Origin of the sequence: Pseudomonas sp. R9.37 (assembly GCF_963878885.1) — a bacterium.
In the GTDB taxonomy this organism is placed as follows: Bacteria; Pseudomonadota; Gammaproteobacteria; order Pseudomonadales; family Pseudomonadaceae; genus Aquipseudomonas.
Genome location: NZ_CAWNZA010000010.1, coordinates 1 through 16976 on the forward strand (window position 1 = coordinate 1; position 16976 = coordinate 16976).

At 58.2% G+C, this 16976-nt stretch carries 20 protein-coding genes and 1 pseudogene; 13 read left to right on the forward strand and 8 right to left on the reverse strand.

What is annotated here, in order from left to right:
- The first annotated feature begins 315 nt into the window (after nucleotides 1–315).
- The 3 genes from rbsK to AACU78_RS06350 are packed head-to-tail and all read left to right on the forward strand — an operon-like array spanning nucleotide 316 to nucleotide 3652.
- The gene (gene rbsK / locus AACU78_RS06340; protein WP_106580326.1) at nucleotides 316–1245 is read left to right on the forward strand and encodes a ribokinase; all 930 of its coding nucleotides are present in this window, start codon (nucleotides 316–318) and stop codon (nucleotides 1243–1245) included.
- A gap of 32 nt (nucleotides 1246–1277) precedes the next feature.
- Nucleotides 1278–2609, forward strand: coding sequence for an L-fucose:H+ symporter permease (fucP, locus tag AACU78_RS06345; RefSeq protein WP_106580327.1), 1332 nt, complete (start codon nucleotides 1278–1280; stop codon nucleotides 2607–2609).
- Entirely contained in the window at nucleotides 2606–3652 is a 1047-nt protein-coding gene (locus AACU78_RS06350; RefSeq protein WP_106580328.1) for an aldose 1-epimerase family protein, read from the forward strand. The genes fucP and AACU78_RS06350 overlap by 4 nt, the downstream gene beginning before the upstream one ends.
- Here the strand turns inward: AACU78_RS06350 and deoR are convergent.
- Entirely contained in the window at nucleotides 3649–4407 is a 759-nt protein-coding gene (deoR, locus tag AACU78_RS06355; protein ID WP_106580329.1) for a DNA-binding transcriptional repressor DeoR, read from the reverse strand. The two genes, AACU78_RS06350 and deoR, sit on opposite strands and share 4 nt — an antisense overlap.
- 130 nt (nucleotides 4408–4537) lie before the next feature.
- Between deoR and deoC the strand changes: the two genes are divergently transcribed.
- A complete protein-coding gene (gene deoC, locus AACU78_RS06360) occupies nucleotides 4538–5221 on the forward strand; it encodes a deoxyribose-phosphate aldolase (protein ID WP_106580330.1) in 684 nt (227 codons plus the stop codon).
- Between the two features lie 54 nt (nucleotides 5222–5275).
- Here deoC and AACU78_RS06365 read toward each other — a convergent pair whose 3' ends face one another.
- A complete protein-coding gene (locus AACU78_RS06365) occupies nucleotides 5276–5653 on the reverse strand; it encodes a winged helix-turn-helix transcriptional regulator (protein ID WP_106580331.1) in 378 nt (125 codons plus the stop codon).
- A gap of 99 nt (nucleotides 5654–5752) precedes the next feature.
- Between AACU78_RS06365 and AACU78_RS06370 the strand changes: the two genes are divergently transcribed.
- From AACU78_RS06370 to AACU78_RS06380, 3 genes and pseudogenes are all read left to right on the forward strand, one after another.
- Nucleotides 5753–6502, forward strand: a complete 750-nt coding sequence (locus AACU78_RS06370) for an SDR family NAD(P)-dependent oxidoreductase (RefSeq protein WP_106580332.1) — start codon at nucleotides 5753–5755, stop codon at nucleotides 6500–6502.
- Nucleotides 6503–6778: 276 nt separating this feature from the next.
- Nucleotides 6779–7279, forward strand: a complete 501-nt coding sequence (locus tag AACU78_RS06375; RefSeq protein ID WP_106580386.1) for a hypothetical protein — start codon at nucleotides 6779–6781, stop codon at nucleotides 7277–7279.
- A 323-nt stretch (nucleotides 7280–7602) separates the two neighbouring features.
- A pseudogene (locus tag AACU78_RS06380) lies at nucleotides 7603–8657 on the forward strand (SDR family oxidoreductase).
- A 35-nt stretch (nucleotides 8658–8692) separates the two neighbouring features.
- Here AACU78_RS06380 and AACU78_RS06385 read toward each other — a convergent pair.
- The gene (locus AACU78_RS06385; protein ID WP_106580333.1) at nucleotides 8693–10063 is read right to left on the reverse strand and encodes a heavy metal sensor histidine kinase; all 1371 of its coding nucleotides are present in this window, start codon (nucleotides 10061–10063) and stop codon (nucleotides 8693–8695) included.
- On the reverse strand, nucleotides 10060–10731 hold the full coding sequence (locus tag AACU78_RS06390; protein ID WP_106580334.1) for a heavy metal response regulator transcription factor: 672 nt from the start codon (nucleotides 10729–10731) through the stop codon (nucleotides 10060–10062). The genes AACU78_RS06385 and AACU78_RS06390 overlap by 4 nt, the downstream gene beginning before the upstream one ends.
- Nucleotides 10732–10877: 146 nt before the next feature.
- Between AACU78_RS06390 and AACU78_RS06395 the strand changes: the two genes are divergently transcribed.
- The 5 genes from AACU78_RS06395 to AACU78_RS06415 all read left to right on the forward strand — a co-directional run bounded on the left by AACU78_RS06395 (nucleotide 10878) and on the right by AACU78_RS06415 (nucleotide 13931).
- Nucleotides 10878–11381 (forward strand): GlcG/HbpS family heme-binding protein, encoded by a 504-nt coding sequence (locus tag AACU78_RS06395; RefSeq protein WP_106580335.1) that lies wholly within the window; start codon nucleotides 10878–10880, stop codon nucleotides 11379–11381.
- 10 nt (nucleotides 11382–11391) lie between these two features.
- Nucleotides 11392–11802, forward strand: a complete 411-nt coding sequence (uraH, locus tag AACU78_RS06400) for a hydroxyisourate hydrolase (protein WP_106580336.1) — start codon at nucleotides 11392–11394, stop codon at nucleotides 11800–11802.
- 194 nt (nucleotides 11803–11996) lie between these two features.
- Nucleotides 11997–12461, forward strand: a complete 465-nt coding sequence (locus tag AACU78_RS06405; RefSeq protein WP_106580337.1) for a thiol-disulfide oxidoreductase DCC family protein — start codon at nucleotides 11997–11999, stop codon at nucleotides 12459–12461.
- 153 nt (nucleotides 12462–12614) lie between these two features.
- Nucleotides 12615–13184, forward strand: a complete 570-nt coding sequence (gene folE / locus AACU78_RS06410) for a GTP cyclohydrolase I FolE (protein ID WP_106580338.1) — start codon at nucleotides 12615–12617, stop codon at nucleotides 13182–13184.
- Nucleotides 13185–13220: 36 nt separating this feature from the next.
- The gene (locus AACU78_RS06415) at nucleotides 13221–13931 is read left to right on the forward strand and encodes an SDR family oxidoreductase (protein WP_106580339.1); all 711 of its coding nucleotides are present in this window, start codon (nucleotides 13221–13223) and stop codon (nucleotides 13929–13931) included.
- 23 nt (nucleotides 13932–13954) lie between these two features.
- On the opposite strand, the gene AACU78_RS06420 is transcribed toward AACU78_RS06415, so the two are convergent.
- Both AACU78_RS06420 and AACU78_RS06425 read right to left on the reverse strand, forming a co-directional pair.
- Nucleotides 13955–14536 carry a DedA family protein gene (locus AACU78_RS06420; RefSeq protein ID WP_106580340.1) on the reverse strand — a complete coding sequence of 194 codons (582 nt, stop codon included), beginning with the start codon at nucleotides 14534–14536 and terminating at the stop codon, nucleotides 13955–13957.
- A 332-nt stretch (nucleotides 14537–14868) separates the two neighbouring features.
- The gene (locus AACU78_RS06425; RefSeq protein ID WP_106580341.1) at nucleotides 14869–15117 is read right to left on the reverse strand and encodes a CsbD family protein; all 249 of its coding nucleotides are present in this window, start codon (nucleotides 15115–15117) and stop codon (nucleotides 14869–14871) included.
- A gap of 300 nt (nucleotides 15118–15417) precedes the next feature.
- Between AACU78_RS06425 and AACU78_RS06430 the strand changes: the two genes are divergently transcribed.
- Nucleotides 15418–15885: a PAS domain-containing protein gene (locus tag AACU78_RS06430; RefSeq protein ID WP_106580342.1), complete on the forward strand. Its 468-nt coding sequence runs from the start codon at nucleotides 15418–15420 to the stop codon at nucleotides 15883–15885.
- Here AACU78_RS06430 and AACU78_RS06435 read toward each other — a convergent pair.
- Together AACU78_RS06435 and AACU78_RS06440 are read right to left on the reverse strand one after the other, a co-directional pair.
- Nucleotides 15865–15996, reverse strand: a complete 132-nt coding sequence (locus AACU78_RS06435; protein WP_371924202.1) for a hypothetical protein — start codon at nucleotides 15994–15996, stop codon at nucleotides 15865–15867. The two genes, AACU78_RS06430 and AACU78_RS06435, sit on opposite strands and share 21 nt — an antisense overlap.
- A 7-nt stretch (nucleotides 15997–16003) precedes the next feature.
- Complete coding sequence (locus tag AACU78_RS06440; RefSeq protein ID WP_106580343.1) at nucleotides 16004–16975, reverse strand: XdhC family protein; 972 nt, start codon at nucleotides 16973–16975, stop codon at nucleotides 16004–16006.
- Nucleotide 16976 lies beyond the last annotated feature (1 nt).

The following is a 16976-nucleotide window of genomic DNA, read 5'->3' on the forward strand; positions in this document are numbered from 1 at the left end:
AACTGTCGATGGCGAAGGGGCCGATGGCGGTGATCAACCCCAGCAACAGGGCGAGGTGGGCGATGCTTCGAGACATGGGGTGTTCCGGGTGACGGCGAAAGATCGGCCAGCTTAGAGAGCCGCCCGAGGGGTTACAAGGTGGCGTTTACACAGGCGCTACATTTTTGGCCTTGAGCCTGTCGAGGCCGCCCATTCGGGCTGACCATTGATCTTTGCGCTGAAAAATAGATTGAATAATCACACTTAATGTTATTTAAATAACAAAACAAAAGCGCCACGACCTGCCTGGTCGTGCTGCAACAAGGTGGAATCGCAATGAGCAAGATCGCAGTCATCGGCAGCAATATGGTGGATCTGATTACCTACATCGACCGCATGCCGGCCCAGGGCGAAACCCTCGAAGCGCCGGGGTTTGCCCTCGGTTGCGGCGGCAAGGGCGCCAACCAGGCGGTGGCGGCAGCCAAGCTTGGGGCCGATGTATTGATGCTGAGCAAGGTCGGCGACGACATGTTTGCCGACAACACCCTGGCCAACTTCCAGCGCTTTGGCATCGACACTCGTTATGTGCAACGGGTGCCTGGCGTTTCCAGTGGTGTGGCGCCGATTTTTGTGCGGGCCGACTCCCACAACAGCATCCTGATCGTCAAAGGCGCCAATGCGTATTTGTCGCCGGCGGACATCGAGGCGGCGGCGGCTGATTTGCGTGAGTGCACGCTGATTGTGTTGCAGTTGGAGATCAACCTGCAGACGGTTTACTACGCCATCGAATTCGCCCACCGACATGGCATTGCGGTGCTGCTTAATCCGGCGCCGGCGCTGCCTGGCCTGGATGCCGACTACCTGGCAAAACTGGATTTTCTGGTCCCTAACGAATCGGAGCTGGCGCTGATCACGGGCCTCACCGTGGACTCGCCGGACTCGGCCCGCGCCGCTGCGCAAACCCTGGTGGCCAGCGGCATTCGCCACGTCATCGTCACGCTCGGCGAGCAGGGGGCGTTGTACGTGGGCGAGGAGGGCACCTTCCAGGTGCCGGGCCAGCGGGTGGTCGCCCGTGACACCACCGGTGCTGGCGACGCCTTTATCGGGTGTTTCATCCAGCACTGGAACCGCGATGGCGATATCCGCCATGCCATGGAGCAGGCGGTGGCGTATTCCGCGTGCTCGGTGACGGCGCTGGGTACGCAAACCTCCTATCCCGACAGCGAAGCGTTCACGCGCTTCCAGCAACAGCGCCAAGCCGTCTAACTCAGCTCCTTAATCCAGCCCGGAGAACAATAATGAACAAACCTGCGCTGCAACAGACACCCGATGGGTTCTACCTGAACCGCACGCCCTGGTTCGCTTTTATTCTGCTGTGCAGCATCTTCGCGTTGTGGGCCGCGGCGGCGAGCATGAACGACGTGCTGATCGCACACTTCAAGAAAGCGTTTTTGCTCAGCGATTTCCAGACCGCCTTTGTGCAGTCGGCGTTTTACCTGGGCTACTTTTTTGTGGCGATTCCGGCAGCGATGGTGGTGCGCCGCCTGAGCTACAAAAGTACGATCCTGATCGGCCTGTCGCTGTACATGCTCGGCTGTTTGCTGTTTTTCCCGGCGGCGTCGACGGCCAAGTACGGCATGTTCCTGCTGGCACTGTTTGTGATCGCGGCCGGGCTGTCGTTCCTGGAAACCGCCTGCAACACCTACTCGACGCTGATGGGCCCACGGGAAACCGGGACGCGGCGCTTGAACATCTCGCAGACCTTTCACCCGTTCGGCGCCATGGCCGGGGTTTATGTGGGCAGCTTTGTGATGTTCAAGGACACCGATGCCACCACTGCACAGCTCAAGCAGATGAGTGTCACCGATGCGGCGGTGCAACAATTGCAAATGATCCAGTCCACGCTGTTGCCCTACAAGTGGATGATCGCCGTGCTGGTGTTGATGTTCATCCTGATCGCCATTACTCGTTTCCCGGCCTGCAAGGGCAACGCACCTGTCGACAATACGTCTGGCAGCTTGCGCAAAAGCCTGGGGCGGCTGTGGCGTAACCCGCGGTTTACCTTTGGCGTGCTGGCGCAATTTCTGTATGTGGGCGCACAGGTGGGCGTGTGGAGTTTCACCATTCGCCTGGCCATGCAAATGGGCGGCATGAATGAGCGCAGCGCTTCATGGTTTCTACTGACCACCTTTGCCGCCTATTTTGTCGGCAAGTTGATCGCCAATCTATTGATGCGGCGCCTGCACCCGGCCAAGGTCTTGGCGATCTACGGGGTGCTGTGCATTGTGCTGCTGGCCTACACCATTCTGGTGCCGAACATTTCTGCGGTGTACGCCGCGGTCGGCGTGAGTATTTTTCTCGGCCCGTGCTGGCCGACCATCTACGGCCTGACCATCGATGGCCTGGGTGAAGACACGGGTGTCGGCGGTTCATTGCTGGTGATGAGCATCGTCGGCGGCGGGGTGATTCCGATCTTCCAGGGCCTGTTGTCCGACGCCAGTGGCGGCAACATGCAGCTGGCCTATAGCGTACCGCTGCTGTGCTTTATCGTGATTGTGATGTACGCGGTCAAATGCCTGCGCCAGCCGGACGCGTTGCCCTCAAGTGCAGCCGCGGCGGTGGCCTCATGAATACGCGTATCCCGTTGTACCGGGCGGTGTTTGCCGAGCAGGAAAGGGTGCTTTTGCAGTCTGAGGATTTCAAGGTCAGCGCCTGGACTTATGCGTCTGGCGTGTTGGCGGTGAGCCTGGAGAACAGCCGTGGACGTCTGGTCGTGTTGCCGTATCAAGGGCAGATGATCTGGTCGGCCGAATTTGACGGCTGCGACCTGACCATGCGCAACCTGTTCGACGCGCCCAGGCCAAGCCCGACGGTCATCGACACTTACGGTTGCTTCATGTTTCACAGTGGCCTGTTGCGCAACGGATGCCCGGCGCCGGATGACACGCATGCCTTGCACGGTGAAATGCCCTGCGCGCCCATGGACTCGGCCTGGCTGGAACTCGGCGAGGGCTTTGTGCGCCTGGGCGGCTCGTATCACTATGCCAAGGGATTTGGCGATCGCTACCGGGCGAGCCCGAGCGTAACGCTGCGCGCCGACTCAGCCTTGTTCGATATCGACATGGACGTGACGAACCTGGCCGGCAAGCCGATGGACCTGATGTACATGGCCCACATGAACTACGCGTACGTGGACGGCGCTCGATTCGTCGAGCCACTGGGCATGCAGCGCTTGCGCCTGCGCACCAGTGTGCCGGACCACGTCAAGCCGACGCCGGACTGGAGCGCCTACATGGCGCAACTGGCCGAGCATCCAACCCAGTTGGCCAGCCTCGACACGCCTGCGCTGTACGACCCTGAGATCGTGTTTTTCTTCGACGACGTGGGCACAGACGCCACGGGCTACGCACATTTCTTACTGGATCATCCGGCTGGTACGGCGTTCTACACCCGTTACCGCCCCGAACAATTCGCGCACGCTGCACGCTGGATTCTGTACACGCCGGATCAGCAAGTGGCGGCGTTCGTGCTGCCATCGACCTGCGAACCCGAGGGCTATAACGCCGAGAAAGCCAAAGGCCACGTGCGGTGCCTGGCGGCCGGGGCCAGCGCCTCGTTCAGCGTGACCACCGGCTATTTGAATGCGCAGGAACGGCAGACATTACTGGGTTAGATCAGCAACTGCGCGCCGCTGGCCTGGATGGCCTCTTTATAAGCACGCGGGATTTTCTTGTCGCTGACCACGTACTGGAAGTCTTCCAGGTTGGCGAAGTGGGCGGTGCGCACCGTGTCGAACTTGCTGAAGTCGGCCAGCAACACGCGCTGCTGGGCCTGGCGCAGGACCTTTTGTTTGACCTCGACTTCATTGAAGTTGAAGCACGTCACGCCGAACGCCTGGCTGACGCCGGCGGCAGTCACGAAGGCCCAGGTCAGGCGCACGCTGTCGAGGATGCTGCTCTCGGCGCTGCTTTCAAAGACCTGGTTCTTGCGGTGAAAGGTACCGCCGCACAACACGATGTGGCAGTTGGCTTTGTTCTGCAGCTTGAGCAGCACGTTCAACGAACTGCACACCGCGGTGAACTCCAACTCATCGGGGATGAAATCAATGACAAAGGGCGAGGTGGTGCCGCAGTCGAAAAACACTGTGTCGCCGGGCTGTATCAACCGCGCGGCGAGCTTGCCGATACGGCGTTTCTCCTCGACGTGGCGTGTGTCCTGGTCGGCTACGCGGTAATCGCCGACCTCGCCGCTGACCCGGGTGATGTAGCCACCCAGCAGGCGTACGTGCTCGGTGAAGTGGTTGAGATCGCGGCGCAGGGTCATCTCGGACACTTCCAGCAGCGCAGCCATTTCCCGCAGGTGGATGGCGTTCTGGTCCTGCAAAGCTTGTTGGATAAGCTTGAGTCGCTCGGCTTTTTTACTGTCCACGCGTATTCCAGGGCTTGATTGTTTGTGTTAGATAAGTAACATTTAATGATATTATTGTAACGCATTAATGTGGGCATTGTGACAAGCGCGTCCCACGATCATTGGCAACATACAGGCAAGGGCACGTTAAATGAACTCTCTTCAACCCGCAGCATTGGCCAAGTACATCGATCACACCTTACTGGCGCCCGACGCCTCCCGTGAGCAAATTCGCACCTTGTGCGAGGAGGCCATGCAGCATGGTTTTTATTCAGTGTGCCTGAACTCCGCGCAAGTGCCTTACGCCGCCTCATGCCTGACTGACAAGAACGTGGTGATCTGTGCGGTGGTGGGCTTTCCACTGGGTGCCGGCTTGAGCGACACCAAGGCCTTTGAAGCTGAACGAGCGATTGCCGCCGGGGCAGGGGAGATCGACATGGTGCTCAATATCGGCTGGCTGAAGGAAGGGCTGCTTGAGGCGGTGCGTGAAGACATCGCCGCGGTTCACAGGGCCTGCGGCGCTGTGCCGTTGAAGGTCATTCTGGAAACCTGCCTGTTGAGCGACGAACAGAAAGTCCAGGCGTGTGAAATCTGCCGGGACCTGGGGGTGGCATTCGTGAAGACGTCCACCGGGTTCAGCCGTAGCGGTGCGACTGCAGAAGACGTGGCGCTGATGCGCAAAACCGTGGGCGCCGACGTTGGCGTAAAAGCCTCCGGTGGCGTGCGTGATTATCCGACGGCGGTGAAGATGATCGAGGCCGGGGCTACGCGTCTGGGCAGCAGTTCGGGCATTGCCATAGTCAATGGGGCAACGACGGCGGCGAGCGGTTATTGATTGGTGCTTATATAACTCAACTAAATAGACATTTAGTTGAGTTATGCAATTAGATTATATTGAGGGGCGACTTTCAAGACGGGCGAGGGCAGCCATGCGACGCTCGCTGATGCGTTCCACAGCGTCCATGTGCTCTGTTCCCCACACACACAGCGTCCCCAATGCCGTGGCCAGCGAGCGCCCGAATGGCGTCAGCGAGTATTCAACCTTCGGCGGGATTTCCTGGTAGTCGACGCGGGCGATGATCTCATCACGCTCCAACTCCTTGAGTTGCTGGATAAGGACCTTATCAGTCACGCCACCGATCGCACGCCGTAGCTCTCCATAGCGGTGAACGTTCTGCGCCAGATGATAAAGGACCAGCGGCTTCCATTTCCCGCCAATCACCGCCAGGGCCGCATCGAGCCCGCAGCTGAACGTGTTACTTGACATGGCTCTACTCGCTGAATTGGGTACTTACCAAAAGGTGCATACTATTCAAAACAATAGCGCGGATCTAGAGTCGAGCCTCGACATTCTCGGGAGTTCACCATGAGCAGGCTCAACGGAAAAATTGCAGTGATCACCGGCGGCAACAGTGGCATCGGCCTGGCAACCGCCATTCGCTTCGCAACCGAAGGCGCACAGGTGGTCATTGTGGGGCGCCGGCAGCAGGAATTGGACAACGCGCTACGCCTGATCGGCCCTGAAGCCATTGCCATTCAGGGCGACATTTCAAACCTGGACGACCTGGATCGCATCTTCACGCAAATCAAAGCTGCCAAAGGCCGAATTGACGTGCTGTTCGCCAATGCGGGCCTGGGGGATTTTCAGCCGATTGGTTCGATCACGGAGGAATCGTTTGACCGTACGTTCGGCATCAACGTCAAGGGCACCTTGTTCACCGTGCAAAAGGCTTTGGCACTGATGAGCACTGGAGGCTCTGTCATCTTGACCGGTTCAACCACAGGCACCATGGGCACACCGGCGTTCAGCGTATACAGCGCCACTAAGGCCGCGCTGCGTAATTTCGCCAGAAGCTGGGCGCTGGACCTCAAAGGCACTGGCATTCGCGTCAACGTACTTTCGCCCGGGCCGATCGCGACGCCTGGCCTGGACCTGGCGTTGTCAGGCACTGGCCAGAAGGATGCGATCATTGACGACATGACTGCACAGGTTCCACTGGGCCGCATCGGCCAGGCAGAAGAAGTTGCGGCCGCAGCATTGTTCCTGGCATCGGATGAGAGCAGCTTCATGACCGGCAGTGAAATGTTCGTGGATGGAGGATTTGCCCAGGTGTGAAGCCAACAGGGGTTTTGCCCGTTGAAATCTGACGGGCACTGCCGCTGATTACGTAACATGATATTACGCATAATGTATATTATGTTAAATAGTATGTTATGTCACATAAAGTCCGTCAGAACCGACCTGGCCACCGAGACAACACTCCAGGTGGGCGCCAACAACAGCGGCAAGTCCTCAGCAACGTTGGCGCTGGGCAAGGTTGGCTTACAAATATCTCAAGCCGTAAGCTCTGCACTGTTCGAACTTCCGAGTACCTATCAGGGACGATCCAGCATGCCCGCAACGCTCATCCCATCAGAGAATGCGCAATGGTTCGCAATGCTCGGTCTGGGCGACATGCCCGACTACAGCGCCATCTCCATCACGCTGAGCAACGAGCCCATCGAGCATTGGTTTTACAAGCGCAATAAATTGAGACCTGAGAGCCTGAAGCTCCGGTTACTCGTTCCTTCCTTAGGAGGCTGGCGGGTCGAGCTGGAACGGCACGACGAGCTGTTCCTGGCTCAATGGCGCCCCAAGGACGACCTGCGAATTGAGTCTCAGCAATTGCGTTATCGAAAGCTAGTGGCGTGGCCACGCCTGTCGAGCATCATCGATTTTCCGCAATTGATCGGATCGCTGGAGCGCAGCCTTGAGGTAAGTGTCTTGCCGCATGCAGATATCGGCGCGCGCCTGATTGACCCCGAGACCTTGGCCGCAAATCTACAGCTACGCCAGTGGCTGGCTCCGTGCGCCAGTAGCCTCGGATGGAGCCTGAAAGTGCAGCCGATGTAGAGGCTGAACAACCAATCGGCACCACGCCTCGCATTAGAAATGCCTCAAGCCCCACCTCAATGCCGATCTCTTTAGCCATCGCGATCATGATGTCCAAGCGGTCGGCATTCACGATGAAACCCACGTGCTCGTTACCGCCAGTATTCAGGAGCAGATAGCTTGCGCCCTGCCCCCTCAATATTCAGTGTTCTCCTAGGTCAGAGCATTCAATAGTTCGTTAAGTGTGTTCGACATCCGCTTACGGCACACGCCCATACGGATCCGGTTTAGGTTGAACCTCTGCTGCTCGGGTGAACTCCCAACTCTAAATCTAGGAGGAACTCATGAGCCAAACAGCTTTGGTCGTCGGCGCCAGCGGTATTGTCGGCAGCGCCATCACTCAGTTATTAATCGACAACCATTGGCAGGTCGCCGCGCTATCGAGGCGCCCGTCGCAATCGCAAGGCGTGATCCCCATCGCCGCAGACCTCCAAGATCCCGCTTCGCTGGAACGTGCGCTTGCGGACCTGAAACCTACTCATGTGTTCATCACCACATGGTCACGGCAAGCCACCGAAGCCGAAAACATCCGCGTTAATGCCGCCATGGTACGCAACGTGCTGAATGCTATTCGACCAGCCAGGAGCGTTAAGCACGTAGCACTGGTTACTGGCCTGAAACACTACCTCGGGCCTTTCGAAGCCTATGGTAAAGGCAGCCTCCCGCAAACACCGTTCCGCGAGGATCAGGGGCGTCTGAATGTGGAGAATTTCTATTACGCCCAAGAGGACGAACTTTTCGCCGCTGCCGAAAAGGACGGCTTCACCTGGAGCGTTCACCGCCCGCATACCGTCACCGGCTTTGCCGTCGGCAACGCGATGAATATGGCAACCACCCTCGCCGTCTACGCCTCGATTTGCAAACAAACCAGTCGCCCTTTTGTATTTCCGGGATCAAGCGTGCAGTGGGACAGCCTCACCGATATGACGGATGCACGGCAGTTGGCGAAACAACAACTGTGGGCGGCCACTACGCCGGCGGCGGCCAACCAGGCTTTCAATGTCACTAATGGCGATGTGTTTCGCTGGAAGTGGATGTGGAGCCGAATTGCCGAATACTTCGACCTGCCTGCTGCCGATTATCCCGCCTCACTTTCACCTCTCGAGAAGCAAATGGCTGACGACCAAGCCGTGTGGACGCAAATAGTGGCGGAGCACGGCTTGAAAGAAGCCGATATTGGTCGCCTGATATCCCCCTGGCACACCGATGCAGACCTCCCATCGAAGTCGTCACTGATATGTCGAAGAGCCGTGCAATGGGCTTCACCGCCTACCAAGCGAGCGATCAAGCCTTTTTCGATGTGTTCGACAAACTCCGCGAGATGCGCTTGATACCCTAGGTCGTGCCACAACGGATAGGCTCAAGGGCATTCGCTCAAGCATTCTGTAGCACAAACACCAAGCAAAAGCGCGTACCCGTACCAGTGCTCTCAACGGTTACGCGCCCGCCATGCAATTGCATGATTGAGCGCACGATTGCTAACCCCAAGCCACCAGAATCGTCCGGCTGATTGCGTGACGGGTCGCACCGGTAGAAGCGCTCAAACAGCCGAGGTAAATGTTGCGCTGAAATCGGCGGGCCTTGGTTGTGCACGGTGACTTCGATCCTGTCCTCCCGCACCACACTGCTAATCGTCACCGCGCTGGCAGTAGCGCCATAACGCAGCGCGTTGGACAGCAAGTTAGCCAATGCTCGACGGACCAAGGCCGGATCGGCACGCAAGTGGTCATGGGCCTGATTGATCAGCGTGACGTCACGCTCTTGCGCCACGCCTTCAAAATACTCACACAGTTGCTCGACTAGATCGTGCAGGTTGATGAGCTCATCACTGACCGACGCATGCGACTGCTCGTTACGAGCGAGAAACAGCATGCTGTCGATCATTCGTGCCAGACGCTCATATTCTTCCTGATTGGAAACCAGCAGGTTCTGATAGTCCTCAATTGAACGACCATGCCTCAGGGATTGTTGAGTATGCCCCATCAGGTTAGTGAGCGGAGTTCGCATCTCATGGGCCAGATCCTCTGAGAACCGTGATAGCTGGGCGAACCCCTCTTCGAGGCGTGCGAGCATTTGATTAAGCGCCTGGCTGAGCACTTGCAGTTCACTAAATTCGTTGAACTCATCCAGCCGTAGATGCAGATGGTGTGCATCAATGGCGGCAGCGCGCTTGGCCAGCAGGCGCACAGGTCGTAACCCTCGCTGACTGACCCACCCGCCGAGTACGAAAGCCAGCAGCGCGCCGACCGACATCGCGAGCCACAGCTTGAGTCGGTAAGCCCCCAGCATTTGCTCGCGCTCGCTCAATAACTTGCCAGCGATCAGGGTCAAGCCGCGATCACCCTGCATGACATGCTGCCAGGCAAGCCGCACCGGCACCGAAGTATCACCGTCACCCAATTGAGCCTGGGCTGCAGCTGGTAACGTGGGCAAGCTCATGCTGACGGGGTTGATTTCGATCAGCACCTGGCCTGTGTCATCGATGATCCACAGCAGGTTGTCGCGATTGCCCAGCATATTTTCGTATAGCTTGGGCCGATTTCTGAGTTGCTCGACGCTGACACTGTCGTTGATCAGCGCCTGCATGCGCTCCAGGCGCCCGAGCAGGGCCTGGTCATCGCGCCACGCGATTTCTCGCTGTAACGACTGATAAAGGTAAAAACCAATGGAGCCCAGCAGCAGCGCGCTGACTAACGCGAACATGACCGCCAGGCGCAAGCTCAGGGCGCGCGGAAGCAGTTTCAGGATTGCACCTCAAGCATGTAGCCGATGCCACGCACTGTCTGTATCAACTTGAGCGGGTAAGGATCGTCAACCTTGGCGCGCAGTCGCCGGATGGCGACGTCGACCACATTGGTATCACTGTCAAAGTTCATCTGCCAGATCTGCGAAGCAATCAACGAGCGCGATAGCACCTCCCCTTCACGGCTGACCAGCAGGTGCAACAGGGCAAACTCCTTGTTGGTCAGGGTGAGGCGCTCTCCCCCGCGCGTCACTTTACGCCGCAACAGATCCAGGCTCAGGTCTGCAACCATGAATTGCTCGACCTCGCGTGGCGGCCCCCTGCGCAGCAAGGTACGTACGCGCGCCAACAACTCGGCATAGGAAAAAGGTTTGACCAGGTAATCATCGGCCCCTGCCTCAAGCCCCTTGACCCGATCCTCCACAGAGTCCCTGGCCGTCAGAAAAAGCACCGGGGTTTGCCACTTGCGCCGAATAATCTGCAGCAATTGCCATCCATCCAGGCCCGGCAGCATGACGTCCAGGATGATCAAGTCGAACTCACTTTCCTGCGCCAGATACTGGCCCTCCAGGCCATCCAGGGCGACTTCCACCACGTAGCCCGATTCAGTCAGGGCTTTGTGCAGGTAATCCGCTGTTTTCGTTTCATCTTCTACGACCAGGATACGCATCTTTTCCTCCGGAACTGGAGCATAGGCTAGCGCGCCCGAGCGTTTTGGCACATTACATCTTGGTAATCATCAGGCAATCATTTTGACGGAGTGCACGGGGCATCATGCCTGGCTATGACTCAGCCAGACCACACAAAGGACAAAGCATGCGTATAAGCCTATCGACCTCATTGCTGATGTCACTCGCCATGAACTCAGCGCTCGCCGTTGCAGCCCCGGATCAAGTGCTGCAGCGCAACGACGTATCACTGGCAATGGCCAATGATTTGCTCAACGCCGCGCTGGCAGCCTGCCATGCCGATGGCCGTACAGGTGTTGCTGCCATTGTCGACCGTGGGGGCAATTTAGTCGCCCTGCAGCGTGACGATAACGTGGGCCCACACAACACATTAGCCGCTCAACGCAAGGCCTACACCGCCCTGTCGACCAAGACGCCAACGCGACTATTGGCAGAGCGGGCCCGCAGTACCCCCGATGCAGAAAACCTCAACACCCTGAATGAGTTATTGCTGCTGGGCGGCGGCCTGCCGTTGCTGTTTGAAGGGCAAGTCATTGGCGCGATCGGAGTGGCCGGTGCCGGTGGTGCCGCAAACGATGAAGGGTGCGCATTGGCCGCTATCGACAAAATCCTACCTACCGTCAAAAACTAAGGACATCATCATGACTGGATTAAAAATATGCTTCGCGGGCCTTGTATTGAGTGTCGTATCGTCACTGGCGCTGGCGGCAGGAAACCCGCTCAGCGTGCATGTGCTCAACTTACAAGATGGTCTGCCCTCCCCTGGCGTCAATGTCACGCTGGAAAAACAGGACGGCAACCACTGGAACATGCTCAACAGCGCCGCGACAAATGAGCAAGGGCGTATTCCCGGGTTGTACCCCGAGGGTCAGGCGCTGGAGAAAGGCACCTACCGCGTCACGTTTAAAACCGGGGAATGGTTCAAAGCGCACAAAGTTGCCAGTTTCTTTCCGGAGGTACCGGTCATTTTTGAGGTAGACGGTACGCTTTCGCACTACCACATCCCATTACTGCTCAGCCCCTACGGTTTCTCGACCTACAGAGGCAATTGAGCGCCGACCAGACATAGAGACAAGGCCGCCCCAGAACTCATGGGCGGCCTTTTTGCTTAATGATTTTGCATCAATATCGTGTCCGTACCTGTATCACACCGTTGGCCACGCCCAGTACAGCAAAAACAGAGTGCCCATTGTCAGCCTGTTTCTTTCAGCCTATCTTGTACAAAACCTATACAAGAGCATGGCCCATGTACAAGAAAGTGAATTGGCCGCTGACGCTGTATTTTGACGGTGAATGCCCTCTGTGTGCGCGCGAAATCAAGCTCCTGCGCGGCCATGCCGTAAAGGATCGACTGCTGTTTGTGGACATCAGCAGCCGTGCATTCGACGCCCAGGCACTCGGGTTCACATTCGAGCACATGCAGTCCTCGCTGCACGCGCGTTTCGCTGATGGACGCTGGGTAACAGGCCTGGATGCCACCCTATGGAGCTGGCGAGCCGCGGGCCTGGGTTTTTGGGCAACACCACTGACGTGGCGGGCACTGCGCCCATTACTCGAATTCAGCTATCGGCTTTTCTGCCGCTTACGTCCCCATTTGGCGTGGTTGCCTCACCCAGACAGTGGGCGCCGCTGTGTCGATAGCCGTTGCGCGGTGCCTGCTTCCAACCCCGGCTCAGACGAGCAGTCCACATCGAAAAAAACGCACACCTAGACCGCTTTGCTTGGTCATGGGCCGACGAAGAGTCAGGGTCATGGCTGACCTGGCATGTCCTAGGGCGTACGCCTCAGATCGTGCGCAGCAGATACTCCCCTACTGCCAAGGATTGCCGTCACAGAAAGCGCAGCAAGGCTGCGAGGAATCAAGATGAACGCATCGACCCCATCACTCGCCGCACATTACCGTGAAATTCTCGTCGGCGTAGGCGAGAACCCTGAACGTGAAGGACTGCTGGACACACCCAAGCGTGCAGCCAACGCGATGCAGTACCTGTGCAATGGCTACACGATGAGTCTGGAGGATGTGATCAATGGTGCATTGTTCGAATCGCAAAACGATGAAATGGTCATCGTGCGCGACATCGAGCTGTACTCATTGTGTGAGCATCACATGCTGCCCTTCATCGGCAAGGCGCATGTAGCGTACATCCCCACCGGAAGGGTGCTGGGCCTCTCGAAGGTGGCCCGAGTGGTGGATATGTTCGCCCGTCGCCTACAGATCCAGGAAAACCTTACCAAACAAATTGCCGACGCCATCCAGCACATCACCGATGCCGCCGGCGTGGCCGTGGTCATCGAGGCGAAGCACATGTGCATGATGATGCGGGGTGTGGAGAAACAAAATTCGGTGATGACCTCATCGGTAATGCTGGGCGCCTTTCGCGAGTCCTCTGCGACACGTCAGGAGTTCCTGCAACTGATAGGGCGACGGGGCTAACACCAACACATCGCATCAGAACGCAGGAGAGCCTGGATGAACACTTCCTTCACGATGAATTCCCTGGGTGAGGGCTATCGTGCCCTCGTGATAGGCGCCAGCGGGGCGTTGGGCTCGGCTTTTTGTGAGTTGCTTAACCAGGACCCACGGTGCGCGCATGTTCATGAGCTGGGGCGCAACAGTGTTCCATTCCTCGACCTGGAGAATGCCGACAGTATCGCCAGCGCCGCAGCCGAATTGACTGAGCAAGCACCGTATCAGTTGATCTTGCATGCCGCAGGTTTGCTCCATCGCGACAAAATAAAGCCTGAGAAAAGTTATTCCGCGATAGATGCAGACGCGTTGCAGTCGGTATTTCAAGTCAACACCATCGGGCCTGCGCTGGTTTTGCGCCACTTTTTACCCTTGCTTGACCCTCGCGGCGCGATGGCGATGCTCTCTGCCAAGGTGGGTAGCATCGGCGATAACCGCTTGGGCGGCTGGTATGCCTATCGCGCCTCCAAGGCAGCCCTGAACATGCTGATTAAAACGGCGGCCATCGAACTGGCAAGAACCCGACCTCAGAGCCGACTGCTGAGCCTTCACCCGGGCACAGTTGTATCAGCGCTGTCGCAACCCTTTCGAGGCGCGTCTGCCGCCAGGCCGGCAAACGTGGCCGCCTACGAATTACTGTCGCTGATCGACCGACTGGAGCCCGCCGACAGCGGCAATTTCTTCGCTTATAACGGAGAGCGCCTTCCCTGGTAGGTACGCAGGGCTATGCCAATGCCTCAGCGGTGCAACGCCTTGGTTCGGCTGCGCAAATACCGCACCAGCGCCGCAAGGCTCACAAGGGCTACCACCCCGATGAAGATCGGCAGGCGATACGGTCGCAGGTCGCCAAAGAAATGCTGCAATGCTTCGCCAGCCCAATAGCCGGCGCTGACGAACAGAGTGGCCCAGATTGCCGCACTCAGCATATTAATCAGCGCGAAACGCCAAGGGGCCAGACCGCTTGCACCTATCACCATAGGCCCTACTAAGCGCATTCCGTAGAGAAAGCGCACAGCGAATACAGACGTCATCGGGTAGCGATGGATAAGGCGCTCCACCCGTTGGATGGCAGACTGGTGACGCTTGAGTTTGGGCAGCAGGCGGCTCCCGGAATAACGTCCGGTCCAGAACAGTAAATGATCGCCGAGTATGCCGCCCAGGGTGGCCCAGCCGATCACATGCAGCCATTGCAGAGTGCCCTGGTGTGCAGCCATACCGCCGAGGAGCAAAACTGTTTCGCCTTCCAGCAGGCAGCCCACGAAGATGACCCAGTAGCCGTAGACGGCAATCAGCGCGTTGAGGTCGAGATGTTCGAACATGGGCATTCCCGAATGCGGTGGAGGCAACGGCGGCATCATTGCATGTGTTCGACCCAGCACTAATGGGCATAAACAGATCGGTTCCTCGATCGATTCACGCCAATGCGTTAGCCGTCACGTTCGACGCCTTAGCGAGATGGGTATGCGTCCCGCCGAGCCATAATTCTGTGATTGACCTAAGGTCGGTGCTAGCCAGTTGATCCAGCGTGCCTGGCGTGTCCATTGCGCTGTGCCTTACCAATAAGCAGACCTACAGGCTTAGGTCCTCGCACTGTCGAGGTAGACGCCCTGGGCAGTGCGAGGGAAAGCGACACAAGCCCTCTTTTTGCAGCTTAGCGGCGCAAGAGACGGTCCAGCACAAGCAGGGCTACTGCGCCAATGGCCAGTGCAGCAACCGGTTTTTCCTTGACGAACGTAGACACGCTGTCGAGTGCATCGCCATAGGTTTGGGTCAGCTGGCCCGCAGCTTGACGTCCAGCGCCTTCAGCTTCCAGCTTCGAATCACCCATCAGCTTCCCGACCGCGCTCTGCGCCTTGCCGGCCAGTTTCTCTGCAACACCTTCTACCTGTTCACTCTTCATATTCATAAACCTTCGTGTCAGTGGGACGCTTAAATAAGCCCACTGCGATGGCGCCACGTTCAACACCATCGCAGCCAGGGGATGTGGACAAAAAAGTTGACCGGTGGTGAAGAGTCGGAGTTCCACTTTTTATGAGCACCTCGTCTGCGACGCCCATAAAAAGAGACGCTGTAAAAAGCACCTTCACAGCGAGTCGTCGGCCATGCTTCGGTCGGTCACAGGGATACGTTCAATTATTCCGAAACGCGCTTGACCCTCAAGTTGTCCTAGAATGATGTGAAATTCGCCGGGGCTCTGAAGATGATCGACGCAGAACTGCTGAAACTGATGGTTGAAACCTCGGAAGATGGCATTGTCATTGCGGAGCAGGAAGGCGATGAGCATATCCTGATCTACGCCAACCCCGCCTTTATGCGCCTTACGGGCTATAACGCTGACGAAACGCTATACCAGGACTGCCGCTTCCTGCAGGGTGACGACCGAGACCAGGCGGGTTTGGTCGTGATCCGCGAGGCGATAAAGTCGCATCAGCCCTGCCGGCAAATCATTCGCAACTACCGTAAGGACGGCAGTGCCTTCTGGAATGAGCTATCGATTACTCCCGTATTTAACCAGGCAGATCAGCTCACCTATTACATCGGCATCCAGAAGGATGTCAGCGCCGAAGTCGCGGCCAGCGAACGCGTGCGCGAACTTGAGGCGCAAGTTGCCAGCCTGGAAGCTCAACTGGCTCAATTGCACAGGCTGTTACCAGGCAAGCCCAGGTAATGCGCGGTCGGCATCCTCATGGCTGCTGGCGTCGTTAACGATCACGCTGGCGCCATCCTGGGCCCATTGCTTGGCAATCGCCGCGCCGATACCTTTGGAAGCGCCAATCACAGGCGGGTCAGAGTCGATCCCGCGCGATGCCGCTGCGCGTACGAAGAATATCGGCCAGCACCGCCAACGCGATTTCCGCCGGAGTCTTGCTGCCCAGGTTCAAACCGATCGGCGCATGGATGCGTGCCAATTGGGCCTCGTCCAACCCGCCAATTCGCCGCAAGCGCTCGAAGCGCTTTTGTGACGTGCGCATCGAACCCATTACACCGATGTAAAACGCGTCGGTGCGCACCGCCTCCATCATCGCCAGATCATCAATACGCGGATCATGAGTCAACGCGACCACCGCAGTGTCGCTGTGGCAGCCGCCGTCAGCGATGAACACCGACGGCAGCTGGCGGCGGATCTCGACGTTGTGCAGCACCACGCCTTCGAGCACCTCGTCGCGTGGGTCGCACAGAATCACCTCAAACCCCAGGCCCACGGCAAACTCGGCGCAGGCCTGGGCAACACTGGAATAGCCCGCCAGCAGCAAACGCTGCGCCGCGCCGACCCGCACACGAACCCGGTCGATCTCGCGCTCGATGCGCGCGCCCTGCTCGCTGTCTGCACACACGCGGCGCGCACCGCTGGCCAGGTCGACTTCGCGGATTAGTCGGCGCTGGCCCAGCAACGCGCACTCCAGCTCGCGCAGATGCGCCTGAACCGCGCAGTCCGGCGCAAGCTTCTCCACCAGCACATCGAGCACGCCGCCACACGGCAGGCTCACGCGCGAGCGCGGGTCCTCGCCTTCGCCGTAACGAACGACGTTGACCGCCTGCTCAAACGCGCCTTCGGCCACCCGCTCAAGAAAGTCTTCCTCCACGCAGCCACCCGACAGCGAGCCGATCCATTGCCCGCTCACGTTCACTGCCAGCAACGAGCCCGGCGCACGGGGCGCCGAGCCGTAGGTGGCGAGCACCGTGCACAGCCAAACCGGCTGGCCGGCCGTCGACCATTCCAGCGCCCGGCGAATGACTTGCAGATCCAGATGCTGCATG